Here is a 16,334-nt window from a genome sequence, read left to right on the forward strand (position 1 = left end):
TCCTTCTATTGGTACTTAGATACTTAATCACCTTTATATATATGCAGTGAAATAGTTTTCTTCTAGTTATGTATCTTGTCTACATCCAAGCAACTTTTAAGAGGTTACATATACTAGAAAAGAAAGGAGGGAGAAAAGATATGAAGCCTCTTTCGGTGAAAAATTTAGCAATGATTACGGCAGGCTATCTAGTGCAAGGGTCAGAGGATGTACTGATTCAGCATGGGGCTTATCGATTAAAACAAGTGAAAAAGTCCAATACGGCACTATTTACAAGTAAACGTATTGTGAATTGGAAAAGTCTTGAGCCGCTTTCTCCTCTAGTGCTAGTGACCGATAGAGCTTATCGGCCAAATGACATTCCAAACCAAGTCATTATGATACAGGTAGCGAATGCAGAAGAGGCCTATTGGAAATTTGTTCATTTTTATCGCAATCAGTTTCATATTCCGATTGTAGCGATTACAGGTACTTCAGGTAAAACAACGACAAAAGAGATGATTAAACATCTTCTTTCTGCTGATCGGAAAGTGACAGCAACGACATTAAGCAGTAATTCTAGAACCGCTTCATTGCAATATTTATTGGGCATTGAGGAAGAAACAGAGGCAGCTGTCTTTGAAACAGCAGTTGGCTCGCCAGGAGATGTCACGAATGCGGGAAAATATTTTAAACCGACCATAGGGATTATTACTAATATCGGAGCTCACCACTTAAACTATTGCAAAACATTAGAAGGCTATATACAAGCAAAGGGAGAAATGCTAGATATCATTCACCCCAAAGGTACATTAATTATTAATGCGGAAGATAGCAATACGCAGAAGCTAGATATTTCTAGATTCCGTGGTCGTTTGCTTAAAGTAGGGAAGCATGAGTCCTGTGATTTTCGAGCAAGTCATATCCACTACTATCAAAAAGGGATGAAATTCGTTCTTCAGCACAATAAAAAAAACTATGACATTCTTGTGCCAGGATTTGGAGAACACCAGGTCTATAATGCGCTTGCTGCCATCGCAGCCGTCTATGACATGGGAATGCCCATTCCAGTCGCAGCCAAACTACTCCAATCATTCCGTCAATTGAAAAAACAATTACAACTTTTTGAGGGCATCAATCATTCCATGCTATTGGATGATACCTGGAGTATTACAACCACTTCCTTGGAGGCAGCCTTAAAAGTGTTGAATGAGCTAGGAGATGGCAAGAAAAAGATTGCTGTCATTGGTACGATTACCGACTTAGGTTCATGGGGTTATATTATTCACGAGCAAGCGGGGGAATTAATAAAACGCATTGGCGTGGATGTCTTGATTACCATAGGGGAGCATGCAAGGATTATGGCTGATCATGCAGTCAAGTTAGGATTTAGCGAGTCTGTCTATACATTTAAAAATAGTACACTCGTCTATCCGTTATTGCAGAAGATTGTCGATGACAATACGATTGTGCTCATAAAGGGAGATATGTATAGCAAACAGATTTCTAAACTAGCAGCGGAGCTAAAGCTGAAACCTACCCCACCTGCTGATTAGTCAGCTTCTTTCTATATAGGATATTGACTGTGCCACATAGAAGAACATTCTAATAAGGTATAGTAATTGATCAGAATATAACACGCTGAATCAAGAGAAGGAGTAAGTCATATACAAGATTGATAAAGAGAGGAGGCGCAGTACACTTGCAACCCATTAGTGTGCAAAAACTTAGAACCGTTCTACAAGGAAAGCTCATTCATGGATCAGAACAATGGTCTGTGCAGCAGGCCATTTACTATAATCGGCATGACCTAACAAAAAGTCATTCCCTCATGTTTGTTAGTCGAAACGATAAAATCAACTGGCAAGAGGTTGATCGGAAGGGACCGTCTTTAATCATCTCCGATAAACCGTCTACAGAATTGAAAAGCGCTTTAGCTAATACAACCGTTTTACAAGTGAAAAGTGTTGCACAGGCCTACTGGACATTTATCGAGTATTATCGTGGTCTTTTTCAAATTCCTGTTGTGGCTTTAACAGGAACTTGTGGTAAAACAACGACAAAAGAGATGCTAAAACATATCGCTAGTAAGCATTGGCAAGTGCAGGCATCCGTTAGCAGTAAAAACGAGCCAAGGCAATCATTGCCTTATTTAACGGGGATTGAAGAAAAAACACAAGCCGCTATCTTTGAATTAGGTTTAGGCAACACAGGGAATATTAAACATCAGTGTATGATCTATCAACCGACTATTGGTATTATTACAAATATTGGTGTGCATCATTTAGATGGCTGTCTCAACCTAGAAGGCTATATAAAGGCCAAGGCAGAAATTGTGGAAGGCATTAAGGAAGATGGTACGTTAATTATTAATGCCGATGATACCAACATCAAAAAAATTTCGCTGAAAAAGTTTAAGGGGAAAATTATTAAGTTTGGTTTACATGAGACGGCAGATTTTAAAGCGTCGAATGTAGAGTTTGCCAATACGGGCATGAAGTTTACTTTAGAAGTAGATGCTATCACGTACAATGTATTTGTCCCTGGCTATGGTGAGCATCAAGTCTATAATGCATTAGCCGCGATTGCAGCTTGTCGTGAAATGGGGCTGACAATTCGTCAGGCTATAGCTGGGTTACGAACGTTTAAACAGATGGCAAGACATTTAGAATTTACGACAGGGCTTGGTGACAGTACGATTATTGATGATACGTGGACAAATAACCCGACATCTGTAGAGGCAGCTCTAAAAGTGCTAGATACGGTAGGAAAAGAGAAGAAAGTCATTCTCGTTCTAGGGGATATTAAACGATTAGGTAATTTTGAAGAAAAATACCATCGCGAAATTGGCTCCATGGTAGCAGAAAGAAAGATTGATACATTAATTACCATCGGCAAAAGGGCGGAAAAGATTGCCGATCAAGCTCAAAAAGATGGAACCAGCGCAGAGGTTCATACGTTTAAAGAGGTAACAGGCGTTTTAGAATTATTGAAACCAAAGCTCGATGCAGACACAATTGTCCTAATAAAAGGACCGATGTCGAGTAGATCAATGATTGAATTTGCCAATACGCTTAAAAACTCATCCTAGCAAAAAAGGGTGTCTCAACATCATTGAGACACCCAACCATTCTTATTTTAAAACACGTCGAGCTGTTACAAAATTCTTTTGTGCCCAAGTGGAAGAAATGTTTTGTTTCACAATACCATTAGTAGTCATACTAATATATTGATTATTTCCTAAATAAATACCAGTTTGCGTGATATCTTGTCCACCATTATTCGTTGAGAAGAACAGTAAATCACCTTTTTGAAGCTGTGATTTTTGGATACGTGTCCCTACTAAAGCTTGCTTACTTGCTAGCTTATCCTTTAAATCAATACCATGCTTTTTAAAGACATAGTACGTAAAACCAGCACTTGTAAAAGTCAGTGCACTTTCGTTGTACGTATAGCCGAATTTTGCTTTGCTTGTTAACCCGGTAGCTGTTGCAATAATTTGATTGGCTGAAGTACTAGCTGAAGGTGCACTTACACTGGGAGATGAGTTGGAATCAGAGAAAACGCGCTTCGCTGTAATATAATGTTCAGTATAATAATCTACAAATAACACTCTTGTCATCACACCGTCTGAATTAGGAATGATGATTCGATGATCGCCCGCATAAATCCCTACAAGCGAAGGTGTCTTAGAGCCTTTAACACTATTAAAGAAGACTAAATCGCCCTTTCTCAAATTAGCACGAGCCACTGTTGATCCTTGGTTCATTAAATTGCTTAACGTAGTAGCGCCGAGTGTCACGCCACTTTTACGATAGATGAAATCAACAAATGCTGGAGCTGTGAAGCGTAGGCTTGACTCGCTTGTTGAAGTGCCAATCGTTACTTTGTTTTTATACGTCAGGGCATTCTCTACAATTTTATCGCCTTTTGTTGCAGGATTGGCTGATAGTAGGGTAGGCAATACTCTACGTGCAGATACATAGTTTTCTGTATAATACGGCTTACTGTTTAAATCAGAAATGACAATATTTTGTTTGGAATCAGCCATGTGGATGATTTTATTGTCACCGATATACATGCCGACATGATCGGGGTCAGTCCCTGTTTTTTTACTTTTAAAGAACACTAAATCGCCTTTTTGTAATTGGTTCCTTGCTACATATGTCCCTTGCTGAATCATATAATTTTCATTATATGTCCCAAGGTCTACACCATTTTTCTCAAAGATGTACATTAAAAATGAAGCACAAGAAAATTTATATGGATATGTAGACTTGTAAACCGAATTGCTATATGTCGCTTGACCCATTAAGCTTTTCCCTGTCTGAATGAGTTGATCTGCTTTCGCTGCAACAGCCTGTGCGTTGTTTTGAGCATTTGTTGTAGCAGCCTCGACCTGTATCGGCTGGATGGCTGTGTGCACCATTCCGAATGAACTGAAGCCAATTGTTAAGGCAAGTGTTGTAGATAAAAATCGTTTATTCATGTTGTTATAACCTCCTGAAGCATCTAGTAGAATTTCTCCTGTATAGCTTTGCCATGGAAATAATCGTAGCATGAAAATAGAGGGCTTCCGGGAGGTAAATGTTACCAGGGTAACTAGAGGGAGGGCTTCAACACTTGCTATAAAAGGCTTTATCAAGGGAATTTACAGTTTTATTACAAATGTTTCAGCAAGATGTAATATGGAACAGTCCCATGAAAAAACTGCCCTAATAGCAGGGCAGTTTATCTTAATTTTTGAATCATTTCGACGCGATTACCAAACGGATCTCGAAATTCAAATCGCTCATAATGAGGGATTGGCACAGAATCCAGTATGTCTATTTGATGTTCTGCTAGTTTCCTCTTCCAGTACTCAATATCTTCTACTTGATACGCAATATGCGCCTTTGTTGTCAAGCGATCAAAGCCATCTTCCGTGCCCACATGAACCTCCTGCTGACCAAGCTGTAACCAGAATCCGCCTCGTCCCTTCAGCGACTCAGGCTTCTCCAATTCCTGCAAACCTAAAACCTGACAATAAAAAGCTTTCCCCTGCTCCTCTGATCCTTGTGGAATGGTAATTTGCACATGATGTAAACCGATAATCATCTCATAATGCCCCCTTTTTCTTTAAGTATAGTTTAATTTTTGAATATTTAAAATGTTGGCGGATAGCAATGGGAAAGTGATGGATAGCTTTTCAAAAGAGGAGGATAGAATCTTCGAAGAGAAGGATAACCTTCAAACAGAAGGAAAGCCCATTAAAAGTGATGGATAAAATCTCAAAAGAGGTGGATAGAACCTTCTAAGTGCAGGATAACCCATCAAAAGAGGTGGATAAAACCTGCAAAGAGAAGGATAACCCTCAAACAGGTGGATAGAACCTTCTAAGTGCAGGATAATCCATCAAAAGAAGTGGATAAAACCTGCAAAGAGAAGGATAACCTTCAAACTGGTGGATAGAATCTTCTAAGTGCAGGATAACCTATCAAAAGTAGTAGATAAAACCTGCAAAGAGAAGGATAACCCTCAAACAGGAGGATAGCACCTTCGAAGAGAAGGATAATCCATCAAAAGAAGTGGATAAAAACTTCAAAGAGAGGGATAACCTTCAAACAGAAGGAAAGCCCATCAAAAGAGGAGGATAGAATCTTCTAAGTGCAGGATAACCTATCAAAAGTAGTAGATAAAACCTGCAAAGAGAAGGATAACCCTCAAACAGGGGGATAGCACCTTCTAAGTGCAGGATAATCCATCAAAAGAAGTGGATAAAACCTGCAAAGAGAAGGATAACCCTCAAACAGGGGGATAGAACCTTCTAAGTGCAGGATAACCCTCAAACAGGAGGATAGCACCTTCGAAGAGAAGGATAACCTATCAAAAGAGGTGGATAGCACCTTCGAAGAGAAGGATAACCTATCAAAAGTAGTGGATAAAACCTGGAAAGAGAGGGATAACCCATCAAAAGAGGTGGATAGAACCCCTGAAGAGAAGGATAACCCTCAAAGTATGGATAGAACTCAAAAAAGGGGGATAGAGCCCCCAAAAAGCAAAGGATAGTCACTCATACAACACCTACATATTCGCTTATTCTTCAGCTCCAAAAAGATTCAAATTATACTTTTCTGAAAGGGATATGATAGTATTCCATGATTTATTTAGTTCCTGTAAAGATTGCTCATACTCTTCTTTAGCATTTACTCTATCAATTTGGTATGTTGCATCGACTAATCTAATAGTTGGAAAATCATGAGAGCTTTTTTTTTCTTTAAAATCAATTATCGCATTATAGAGTTCTTTTTCTTCTGGGGAGCTTGTTTTAGGTTTGAAATCTATTTTATTATGTGAATAGTCTATCGCATCTTCATAATATGCTTGCTGTTGTGAGAGTGCTTTTTTTATTCCATCGCTGGAATGGGCCATTGAATATGTTTGTGATTCATATAAATTATTCAAGTTATTTATATTATTTTCTTCTATGTTTTTATATTTCGCTTCTACTTGAATATAGTCTTTTAAATCAGCGATAAATTGATCATCGAAGCCTGTCTCATTTTCTTTACTACAGCCAGATAAAAGTAAGATAAAGAGTAAACTTTTCAATAGTAGTATTGCGGTTTTATTGCGTTTCATATGTATTCCTCCTGAAATCTATGTTTCTTTATATGGTAACATAGTAATAAAATAGAAGAAAGTTAAGTGTAAATGGAAGTGCCGATCAAGTCATTACATCTATCACAGTATTTTATGAAGATCGGGTCTGTGCACACAAATCTTTATGGTATAATAATAAAAACGGAATAATAGGATAGAGGTACAAATCAGATTTTAGGATTTGTTTAAAAGGGAAGATCGGTGTAATTCCGACGCTGTCCCGCAACTGTAAATGGGAGCACTTTTCAAAAGGCCACTGTTACGTGTCGTAATGGGAAGGTGAAAGGTGTGATGAACATAAGCCAGGAGACCTGCCTTTATCTAGTACAGCCAAAAAACCTACGCGGATAGGGGGTGTTGAGTGTGACTAGAGAAATTCTCCTGCATGCTCATAGTACGATGACTGCTAAAAAGGTAGCTTCTATGTTGAATAGAAAGCTTATTTCCAGCTGGCAATCACCGTATTATGTCATGTATTTGTCATAGTAGACATCTTTCTAATAAGAGAAAGATGTCTTTTTTATGTAAAACATTAAAGGAGCGGTCCACATGAATCCACAAGTTGTTGAGTATTATGAGAGCCTATTAAAAATTGAAATTATGCAAGAGCCTTATGCTGCAAAGCCTCTAAAGGAGCTTGTTGAACAATATGTTGGGCATGATGCTGCACATGAGCAATCCATTTTAGCAGCGTATACCAATGTTTTAAAAGAATTACTTGGATAGAATGGTTTTGGCTACTTCGTTTTTCGAAGTAGCCATTTTTAATAAGCGCATGCTTTGACAATTAATAAGAGAAGGCGTAAAATTTCGTTGAACAATTGTTTTGAACGTTTGTTCAAAAAAGAGGTGAGTACAGTCGATCAGAAAGAGAACGTATCAAAAGAAAAAAATAAAGAGGTAAAGGATCAAATTTTACAGGCCGCGAAATCGTTGTTTTCGTCCAGAGGCTATGATGGGACGACGGTGAGACAAATTTGTGATGAGGCAAATGTGTCACTTGCGCTTGTTTCCTATCATTTTGGTGGCAAAGAAAATGTATTTAATGCATTGTTTGAACCGCTACGCCACACCTTTATGAATGCCCATTATGATATCCATGATTCACTTGGTGCACTTCGTAGCTTTTGCCGAAACTTTGTGCTTTATCGCATTCATGAGCATGAATTAATTGATATTTTACAGCAAGAGATTGTTATGAATAGTCCTAGGTTAGAGATGCTTAAAGATGTTTTTTTACCTTCCTGGGAGCAACTTCGGAAGATTTTATTAGCTTGTCAGGAGCAGCAGACCATTCGCTTTGAGTCGCTTGACGTTGCGCTGAATTTTATTATGGGGACGTTAATGTACTCCTTGAACAATCCATTTTTAAATCGTTCTTCCTTACAATCAACACCTGAACAAATTGCAGAACATGCAGTCAACTTTGTGTTATACGGTCTTCAAACTAAATCATAAAAAGAAGGTAATTCTAATGAAAGCAGCAAAATTTTACGGTATTCAAGATATTCGGGTAGAGGAAGCACAATTGCCAGCACTAGAACCAGGCATGGTAAAAGTAAAAGTCGCATTTGCAGGAATTTGTGGTAGTGATTTACATGAATATGTAGGGGGTGCCTATGCATTTCGTACACAACCTGTATTAGGTCATGAATTTGCAGGTGTTGTTGTAGAGGTCGCAGCAGGCGTTACTCAAATAAAAATAGGGGATCGTGTAGCAGTGGAGCCACCGATTCCTTGTGGTAAATGTAATAATTGTCGACGTGGGTATACTAACTTATGTAAACGTGGACAATCCTATGGTTATACGATTTCAGGTGGATTTGCTGAATATGCTATTGTGCAGGAAGAAAATATTCACCACCTTCCGGATGATATGAGCCTAGAGCTAGGCGCACTTGTTGAACCTACAGCAGTAGCCGTTCATGCAGTGCGTCAAAGTCAATTAAAGCTGGGCGATACAGCAGCTATTTTTGGCGCAGGTCCTATTGGTTTATTAGTCTTACAGGCTGTGAAGGCAGCGGGGGCAAGTGAAATTTTTGTCGTGGAGGTTTCTGATGAACGACGCCAAAAAGCACTTGAATTAGGCGCAACCTATGTCATCAATCCAATTGACACAGATGCTGTCACGTTTATTCGTGAAAAAACAAAGGGTGGGGTGGATGTTGCGTATGATGCAGCAGGTGTGCAGGCAACGTTTACAAGTGGTGTCAATGCGGTACATCCAGGCGGCGAATTTAAAATCGTTAGCGTCTGGGAAAGACCAGTAGAATTTAATCCAAATGCGGTCGTTTCTCCGGAAGTGAAAATTAGTGGCTCCTTTGCTTATGTTAATATTTTCCCCGAAGTAATTCGTCTACTCGCTCGTGGGGTCATTGATGGTCAAGCTGTTATTACAAGCCAAATCGCTTTAGAGGATATTGTGGAAAAAGGTTTTGAAGCATTAACGAAAGACCGTAGTCAATGTAAAATTCTTGTCAATATGAATCTATAAATCTTACTGAAAATCGTAGCCAAACTTGCGTTAAAACAGGTTTGGCTACCATTATTTTTGGTCTATTAAATAGCATAATACCAATTGGATTACATTTATTTGTCATAAAACTGTCTTTAGGACTTCATTCATATTTCACTTTTACTTTATATAATAAATTTGCTATTTATAAATAGAATGGAGATCAAATATGAAAAATCTGCTTTATTCAAGGTTTTGGCGATTGCATTTTTTCGCAGCACTTTTTATTACACCATTACTGCTGTCTCTCACATTAAGCGGGATTGGCTATTTATTTTTCACAGATGTAGAAAATCGATTATATGATGATTACTTCTTTGGCGAAAGCCATAAAGAAGAGGTTTTAACGATTGATGAAGCCGTGGAAAAAGCGGAAGCGGCATTTGCAGGCTACTCCACTACGAAAGTTATTATGCTGGAAGAGCCTTATAATACGCGTTTAACTTTATCAAATGGCAAAGAACAGAAGTACGTATTTTTAGATGATCACAATCAAATGGTTGGTAGTCAGGATGCGAATTATACATTTTCTAATATTATGAGAAATACACACAGCTCCCTATTTATTGGCGGTACTTTTGTCAATTATTTAGTGGAACTAGCGGCGTGCTGGACGATCTTTTTATTATTGTCAGGACTTTATATGACATTTAAAGGAAATCTTTTGAAGAAGCCAAAGGCAGAGAATAAACGACAAAAAAGTAAGAGATTGCATGCACTCGTTGGGACAATCATTACAATTCCAATGGTGCTGTTTATTTCTACAGGGCTATTATGGTCTGCTTTTCAAGGGTCGATTCTTGTGAATATAGCTTCAGAAAGTCCAACTTTTGGTTACCCATTATTACAGCAAAAGCCACCAACATCGGATGTCTCTGAAATTCCTTGGGCCACTCGACAATTAGAGGCGCCTATATCAGAAGGTGAACATGCGCAGCATCATGGAGGCGGAGCTGTCCGTTATACAAATGACAGCCAAATTTCGATTGCTGATCTTGAAAAAGAAATCAATGTCATGAATATCGCAAAACCTTATTCGATTATTTACCCGTCAAATGAGGAGGGCGTATATATAGTGGCGAAGGCGAGTAATTCAGGTGTGACAGGTCTGGATGTGAAGCCTTCAGCAGAAGCAACGATGTATTTCGATCAATATAGTGGGAAGTTTATCGATCAAGTAAATTATGCTGATTATGGCATGTTGGCTAAATTCTTTACATGGGGCATTCCTTTACATGAAGGTCACTTATTTGGCTGGCCTAATAAGATTCTAAACTTAGTGGTTTGTCTAGCCTTTTTAGCCGTCATTATGTGGGGCATTCGCACATGGATTTTACGTAGAAAAAAAGGGGAGCTTTCTGCACCACCGCAAATTTCTCATAAAATGTCCATGCCGTTTATCATTTTCCTTGTTATTTTAGGCATTATAATGCCGTTATTTGGCGCCTCCTTGATCGCTGTCGTATTGATGGAGCTCATCATTATAGGCTGGCAAACAAAGAAGAAGTTAAGAGCAGAAGAAACTAAATAATGCGAATGGATACGGTACAACAGGATTGTGCCGTATCTTTTTTGTTTATTTCGTTTATATGAACGCAATACTATACTGAAGCTGCAAAAATGTTTATAGATTTTTCAGCCCAATTTTATAAAGTTTTAAGATTTGTATGGTACATTGCTAGTAGTTTCAGCTTATTGGGGGAGTGTAGATGTCAATTAAAACGAGGTTTTTGCTATCTTATGTGGGTGTTATTATCATTGCTATCACGCTTTTACTTGCAGCCGTTTTTCTTTTTTCCTTTGCGATTACGGGTGATATCAAAGCAATAGAGCATTTTTATAAAAAATCCTATGTACAAAAGCCTTTGACGACGGTAGAAGAAAACGCTTTTCTAGATTTAAAATTACTAGCTAAAAATAATCCCCAGCAGCTTTTAGATCTCGAACAGCTAGAAAAAATCAATGCACCTTCGATTGAGATTGTGGTACGAAAAGATCATCAAATTGTTTATTCAACGCAGAAAGAGCATGAACAATTATTACTTCAAAGCTTACCTGGCTTTGAAGCGACCAATATTAATTCGCGTGATACCATCATGATTAATCAAGCCTTTTATACGTATGTAAAATTTGATTTTTATTTTCCAGATAAAACCGAGGGAAGTATTTTCGTTTTAAGAGAGGTTAGTTCTCATGCGGAAGTAACGCGTGAACTGTTGCCCATTCTTTTAGGAATCTTATTTGTACTATTTATGATGATTATTGGCTTATTAAATTATTTAGTTTCAAGAAGTATTATTAATCCAATCTCAGCTTTAAAGGATGGGGCTGAACGCATTAAATCGGGCGACTTAGATTTTGAAATTACGTCTCATTCCAATGATGAAATTGGTCAGTTGAATCGATCGTTTGAGGAAATGAGAGTTAAGCTAAAAGAATCAATCCAGCTTCAGCTTCAATATGAGGAAAATCGGAAAGAGCTATTATCGAATATTTCCCATGATTTAAAAACGCCTATGACTTCCATTATCGGCTATGTAGAGGGCATTAAAGATGGCGTGGCTAATACAGAGGAGAAGATGGATAAATATTTAACAACCATCTATACAAAAGCAAAGGATATGGATGTATTAATTGATGAGCTGTTCTTATTTTCTAAATTGGATTTAAAAAAGGTTCCATTCCAAATGGAAAGCGTCAATCTCCAGCAATATATGCATGATTATGTAGAGGATGCGAGCTTTGATTTTATTGCACGAGACATTCATTTACAATATATATCAGCAGGTTCGCCTCTTTTGGCCATGGCTGATCGTGATAAATTAAGACGTGTCCTGTCAAATTTACTAAGCAATAGTGAGAAATATATGGATAAATCCTATAAGCAAATTATTATTTCGTTGCACGAGCGAACTGAGGATGCGATTATTCAGGTAACAGATAATGGTACGGGCATTGATCCTGCTGCGTTACCTCATATTTTTGATCGTTTTTACCGTGCGGAGCCTTCCCGTAATTCGCAAACAGGGGGCAGTGGCTTAGGGTTAGCGATTGCGAAACAAATCGTCCTTGAAATGGGCGGCGACATTTGGGCGAAGAGTGAATTAACGAAGGGAACGAGCATATTCATTTCATTGAAAAAGGCTGAGGAGAAGGGGAGTCATCATGAAAAAAATTCTGTTAATTGAAGATGAAGTGAGCATAGCAGAGCTCCAACGAGATTATTTAGAGATTAATGGTTTTTCAGTAGATATCCAGCATAACGGAGACGATGGCCTGAAGCAGGCACTAAAAGGTGATTATGCTTTAATCATTTTGGATATTATGCTGCCTGGGATGAATGGCTTTGATATTTGTAAACAAGTTCGAGCAGTGCACAATATGCCCATTTTATTTGTTTCAGCCAAAAAAGAGGATATTGATAAAATTCGTGGCCTTGGTCTAGGGGCAGATGATTATATTACGAAGCCCTTTAGTCCAAGTGAGCTAGTAGCAAGAGTCAAGGCACATTTAGCCAGGTATGAGCGCCTCGCTACGAATCAGCAAACAAATCATACGATGTCCATTCATGGCATTACGATCGATACATCTGCTAGAAAGGTTTTTGTCAATGGGGATGAAATTGCCTTTACAACAAAGGAATTTGATTTACTCGTTTTTTTTGTTAAACACCCAAATCAAGTATTAAGTAAAGAGCAGTTATATGAGCGAAACTGGGGCTATGAATCAGCTGCAGATGTTTCGACCGTTACCGTTCATATTCGCAAGCTACGTGAAAAAATTGAACGTGATCCCGCACAGCCAAAGTTTTTGGAAACGGTATGGGGAGCAGGCTATCGTTTCAATGTTTAAGAGCAAAATATCTCGTCCATGTGGCGAGGTATTTTTTTGGCAAATTTTTAGACTTTTTTAAGAAATGGTTAATGGAATATTTAGCATTACTACTTACACTAAAATAAGGAAGACAGAAATAAAAGAGAGTGTGGTGCAAGGGGTGAAAAAAATACAAACGGTTATGATCGCATTATCATTTTTGCTTCAAGGATGTGCCTCCAACGAATCAGAGGCGATACAGCTTGATAAAGGGGAGAGTGAAGTGGTGAAATCAAATTGGAAGAGTGAACTGTTTAAAGCAGCCGAAATGGGAGATATGGAAGCGTTACAACGTGCTTTGGATCAAAAAGTTGATATCAATGTCCAAGATTCAAACAGCAGAACAGCCTTGATGATTGCAACCTATAATCAGAATGTCGAGGCAGCACAATTAATAATAAATGCTGGGGCCGATGTCAATATACAGGACAATAGGCAAAATACGCCCTTTCTTTATGCTGGAGCAGAAGGCTATCTGGATATATTAAAGATGACGATTCAGGCTGGTGCTGATCCTACTATTTTGAACCGATATGGAGGAACCGCATTAATCCCAGCTGCAGAGCATGGTTATGTGGAGGTCATCGAGGAGTTGTTGCGTAACAGCGACATCGACGTCAATCATGTGAATCATTTAGGATGGACAGCGCTGATGGAGGCGATTGTGTTAAATAACGGCAATCCAACACAGCAAACGGTAATTTAGTTATTGATTGAGCATGGTGCTGATGTGAATATTCCGGATCAAAATAATGTGACACCATTACAACATGTGAGACAGCGAGGATTTAACGAGATTGAACAAATCCTGATTGCAGCGGGAGCGAAGTAATGCAAACTGTAGGGATTTTTATGAAAGCCCATTACAAATTTTGTAGTGGGCTTGGAAACATTAATTCAGTATACGTATTACCAATTGGAGTTGCAGTTTCAGTACGTCTTTTTTTACACCAACACGGCTATATTTATTAGGATACAGCGATAACGAAGATTTTAAAAAAGGTGGCATAAGAGTGGTGAAAAACAGGCGGATTTTTTGTGCTTTACTTGGACTAATGTTTACGCAAACGGCTTGTAGCAACGGTGTGAGAGTTGATTATGAAGAGGAATTTGTAATTTCGGAAACCGCGCAATTAGAAAATGTAAGAGTACTAGAACTGGACACTAATGACGAAGATAATCAAAAGGTACTTAACGTATTTAGAGGAGACTTAAAAGATGGCGTTTATGCTTATGACGAGAATAAGCATAAAACCTATATCTTGATAAATGCCAATACTAGGAATTATGCTGATTATTCGTTTAAATTAGATAAGGAAAATAAAATTCTAACACTTTTCTATACAACTACAGAAGGAAGTGTTACAAATAAAAAAACGCTATTCCTTATAGAAAGTAAAAATAAGCATCCATTTGAGGAAATAAAATTGATTAACAACGGTAATGATGATGGTTTTATAGGAGTGTATACTAATTAAAGAAGGTCTGACATCATTTATAATTATCCATTGATTGTGTGGCTAAAAATAGCCCCACTTCAAACCAACAATTGCGTGAAGTGGGTAAACTATTAATAATCAAGCGAAGTATCTTATTTTAAAATGGTGAAAATCTCGTCACGGCTGTGGCGAGATTTTTTGTTATAGCCAGCCTTTGTCACTTGCTATCTGAGCAGCCTGCTGTCTTGATTCCACTTGCAGCTTTTGAATAGAGGTAGATAAATAATTGCGAATGGTACCCTTTGTTAAAAACAATTGCTTGCTGATTTCATTTGTGGTCAAACCCTCTTTGACAAGCTGTAGTACTGCAATTTCTCGTTCGTTTAAAGGGTTTTGCTCCTTCATAAACAAGGTAGCGGCTAGATCCTTACTAACCACCTTTTCTCCCTGCATGATTTTTCGAATGGTAGCGATTAAATAATCGATCGGTTCATCTTTCAATAGATAGCCGTGTACCTCGCAATCCATAGCCTTTTGTAAATAGCCAGGACGAGCAAAAGTTGTGACAATCATCACTTTACACGGTAGGTTAGCCTGTTTAATTTTTTCAGCTAGCTCTAGCCCAGACAGATGGGGCATTTCAATATCTACGAGGCAAACATCTGGTAGCTCCTGTTGGATGTAGTCCCATGCTTTTAGCCCATCTGCCACCTCGGCTATGACTTCAATATCTGGTTCAAACGATAAGAGCGATGTTAAGGCACCGCGTAGCATTTGTTGGTCCTCCGCTAGTAATACACGTATCATGATGTGGGCTCCTTTCCGTCTTGAATTGGTAGCGTAAGAGTTACGCTCGTGCCTGTAGGTGTATGGCTGTTAATTGTGGCATAACCTTGTAGGATATGCATTCTTTCCTTCATCGAATGGATGCCATTGCCAAATCCTTTTTGCTGTAAGCCTACGCCATCATCTTTCATGATTAGCGTGTATTGTCCCGTGTGATATTGAATGATGATGTGGCATTTTTTTGCCTGACTGTGCTTGAGTATATTGGTCGTAGCCTCTCTTACACATAATGCGAGCATCGTTTCCTCCACACTAGAAAGAACAATTTGAGGGCATTGATTGTGAAGGCTTGTTGTGATATTTGCACTTTGTAAAAGCTGTTTGCAATGCACTAGCTCCGTCTGTAACGAAATGAAATTCATATCAGATACTAGCTCACGCACTTGTTTTAAGGCTGTACGTGTAGTGGCTAATATATCATCCAATTCTTGCTTCACCTTTGAAGGATCTCGGTCAATTAGTTTTGTCGTTAGTTCCGTTCTAATCTTAATCATTGTGAGTGTATGACCAATTGTATCGTGAAGGTCTCTAGCAATACGCTGTCGTTCTTCCTGCTGAACAAGCTGCATATTGACGTCTGCCAATTCAGCTTGCAGATTTTTCGACTTTTCCACAAAGTAAATAAGAATTGGCAATACTAGCTGAAACATCATGATAGGTACTAACACCTGTGATTCCTTCTGTAAAAAGGAGTTTGTCGCCAGATACATGACCGTCAAAAACATGATCGCGATGGCTAATATTCCACAGCCGATATGCCATTTTGATTTCGCCCGTCCAAGTAAATCGGCAAAGGTAAAGCCAAAAATAAGCATAAAGGGCTCTATATAAATGCTTAGTATAGTGATGACGATGAAGCCTACTAATGATGCGACAAGGAGTCTCCCATTTTTATGCCATAAAGCATTATAGAAAGCTCCTAAGTATAAAAGGAGCAATGTTATTTTCATAGCTAGAGGAAGTGATCCAGACCATAGTACTATTGTGATGAGAAAAATCACAGAAGCTACATCGATGATTAAATAATGCTTTATTTGTTC

General features: G+C 38.4%; 15 protein-coding genes, 1 pseudogene and 1 riboswitch. Of the genes and pseudogenes, 11 read left to right on the forward strand and 5 right to left on the reverse strand.

What is annotated here, in order from left to right:
• Positions 1-140 precede the first annotated feature (140 nt).
• Both murF (NST76_RS08790) and murF (NST76_RS08795) read left to right on the forward strand, forming a co-directional pair.
• The gene (gene murF, locus NST76_RS08790) at positions 141-1,535 is read left to right on the forward strand and encodes a UDP-N-acetylmuramoyl-tripeptide--D-alanyl-D-alanine ligase (protein WP_036116883.1); all 1,395 of its coding nucleotides are present in this window, start codon (positions 141-143) and stop codon (positions 1,533-1,535) included.
• Between the two features lie 146 nt (positions 1,536-1,681).
• A complete protein-coding gene (gene murF, locus NST76_RS08795) occupies positions 1,682-3,070 on the forward strand; it encodes a UDP-N-acetylmuramoyl-tripeptide--D-alanyl-D-alanine ligase (RefSeq protein WP_036116886.1) in 1,389 nt (462 codons plus the stop codon).
• 42 nt (positions 3,071-3,112) lie between these two features.
• On the opposite strand, the gene NST76_RS08800 is transcribed toward murF (NST76_RS08795), so the two are convergent.
• The 3 genes from NST76_RS08800 to NST76_RS08810 all read right to left on the reverse strand — a co-directional run bounded on the left by NST76_RS08800 (position 3,113) and on the right by NST76_RS08810 (position 6,600).
• Positions 3,113-4,468 (reverse strand): NlpC/P60 family protein, encoded by a 1,356-nt coding sequence (locus tag NST76_RS08800; RefSeq protein WP_058844939.1) that lies wholly within the window; start codon positions 4,466-4,468, stop codon positions 3,113-3,115.
• A 242-nt stretch (positions 4,469-4,710) separates the two neighbouring features.
• Positions 4,711-5,076: a VOC family protein gene (locus NST76_RS08805; RefSeq protein WP_036117818.1), complete on the reverse strand. Its 366-nt coding sequence runs from the start codon at positions 5,074-5,076 to the stop codon at positions 4,711-4,713.
• A 978-nt stretch (positions 5,077-6,054) separates the two neighbouring features.
• Positions 6,055-6,600 (reverse strand): hypothetical protein, encoded by a 546-nt coding sequence (locus tag NST76_RS08810; RefSeq protein WP_036117815.1) that lies wholly within the window; start codon positions 6,598-6,600, stop codon positions 6,055-6,057.
• 162 nt (positions 6,601-6,762) lie between these two features.
• Positions 6,763-6,955: riboswitch (cobalamin riboswitch) on the forward strand.
• Between the two features lie 29 nt (positions 6,956-6,984).
• Here NST76_RS08810 and NST76_RS08815 point away from each other — a divergent pair.
• From NST76_RS08815 to NST76_RS08855, 9 genes and pseudogenes are all read left to right on the forward strand, one after another.
• Positions 6,985-7,107: a hypothetical protein gene (locus NST76_RS08815; protein ID WP_255358843.1), complete on the forward strand. Its 123-nt coding sequence runs from the start codon at positions 6,985-6,987 to the stop codon at positions 7,105-7,107.
• Between the two features lie 63 nt (positions 7,108-7,170).
• The gene (locus NST76_RS08820) at positions 7,171-7,347 is read left to right on the forward strand and encodes a hypothetical protein (protein ID WP_170829809.1); all 177 of its coding nucleotides are present in this window, start codon (positions 7,171-7,173) and stop codon (positions 7,345-7,347) included.
• 87 nt (positions 7,348-7,434) lie between these two features.
• Positions 7,435-8,079, forward strand: a complete 645-nt coding sequence (locus tag NST76_RS08825; protein ID WP_230593747.1) for a TetR/AcrR family transcriptional regulator — start codon at positions 7,435-7,437, stop codon at positions 8,077-8,079.
• Positions 8,080-8,095: 16 nt separating this feature from the next.
• A complete protein-coding gene (locus tag NST76_RS08830) occupies positions 8,096-9,115 on the forward strand; it encodes a 2,3-butanediol dehydrogenase (RefSeq protein ID WP_342545015.1) in 1,020 nt (339 codons plus the stop codon).
• Between the two features lie 190 nt (positions 9,116-9,305).
• Entirely contained in the window at positions 9,306-10,667 is a 1,362-nt protein-coding gene (locus NST76_RS08835; RefSeq protein ID WP_342545016.1) for a PepSY domain-containing protein, read from the forward strand.
• A 178-nt stretch (positions 10,668-10,845) separates the two neighbouring features.
• Positions 10,846-12,324, forward strand: coding sequence for a HAMP domain-containing sensor histidine kinase (locus tag NST76_RS08840; protein ID WP_036117805.1), 1,479 nt, complete (start codon positions 10,846-10,848; stop codon positions 12,322-12,324).
• On the forward strand, positions 12,302-12,988 hold the full coding sequence (locus NST76_RS08845) for a response regulator transcription factor (protein WP_089932460.1): 687 nt from the start codon (positions 12,302-12,304) through the stop codon (positions 12,986-12,988). The genes NST76_RS08840 and NST76_RS08845 overlap by 23 nt, the downstream gene beginning before the upstream one ends.
• Before the next feature lie 142 nt (positions 12,989-13,130).
• Positions 13,131-13,841: pseudogene (locus tag NST76_RS08850) on the forward strand (ankyrin repeat domain-containing protein).
• Positions 13,842-14,022: 181 nt separating this feature from the next.
• Complete coding sequence (locus NST76_RS08855) at positions 14,023-14,487, forward strand: hypothetical protein (RefSeq protein WP_342545020.1); 465 nt, start codon at positions 14,023-14,025, stop codon at positions 14,485-14,487.
• A gap of 162 nt (positions 14,488-14,649) precedes the next feature.
• Here the strand turns inward: NST76_RS08855 and NST76_RS08860 are convergent, their stop codons facing one another.
• On the reverse strand, positions 14,650-15,255 hold the full coding sequence (locus NST76_RS08860) for a response regulator transcription factor (RefSeq protein ID WP_058845269.1): 606 nt from the start codon (positions 15,253-15,255) through the stop codon (positions 14,650-14,652).
• The gene (locus NST76_RS08865; protein ID WP_342545021.1) at positions 15,252-16,244 is read right to left on the reverse strand and encodes a sensor histidine kinase; all 993 of its coding nucleotides are present in this window, start codon (positions 16,242-16,244) and stop codon (positions 15,252-15,254) included. The genes NST76_RS08860 and NST76_RS08865 overlap by 4 nt, the downstream gene beginning before the upstream one ends.
• Positions 16,245-16,334 lie beyond the last annotated feature (90 nt).

The organism is Lysinibacillus sp. FSL W7-1291 (assembly GCF_038593415.1).
Lineage (GTDB): Bacteria > Bacillota > Bacilli > Bacillales_A > Planococcaceae > Lysinibacillus > Lysinibacillus fusiformis_D.